At 75.4% G+C, this 321-nt stretch carries 1 protein-coding gene; it reads left to right on the plus strand.

Annotated elements, in window-relative coordinates:
- On the plus strand, positions 1-321 hold a 321-nt coding region (locus ACLBXP_RS25470; RefSeq protein WP_447670617.1), incomplete at both ends, for an MATE family efflux transporter.

Consider the following 321-nt stretch of genomic DNA (forward strand, 5'->3'; position numbering starts at 1 on the left):
CTGCGGATGGCGTCCGCCGGCCTCACCGCGCAGGCGGTGGGCGCCCGCGACCCCGCGGAGGTGAACCGCACGCTCGCCCGGGCGCACGCGGCCGGGATCCTCACCGGCCTCGCCATCGTCGTCCTGCAGGGGCCGATCGGCTGGGCGGCCTTCGCGATCGCTGGCGCGAGCGACGCCGTCGCCGCGGCGCTGGCGACCTACTTCCACATCCGGATCTTCTCGGCGCCCTTCACCCTCGCGAACTACGCGGTGCTGGGCCCGGTGCTCGGGCGCGGCCGCACCGATCTCGGCCTGTTGCTGCAGGTCGCGATCAACTGCGCC

The sequence above is a fragment of the Methylobacterium sp. A54F genome (genome assembly GCF_053346035.1).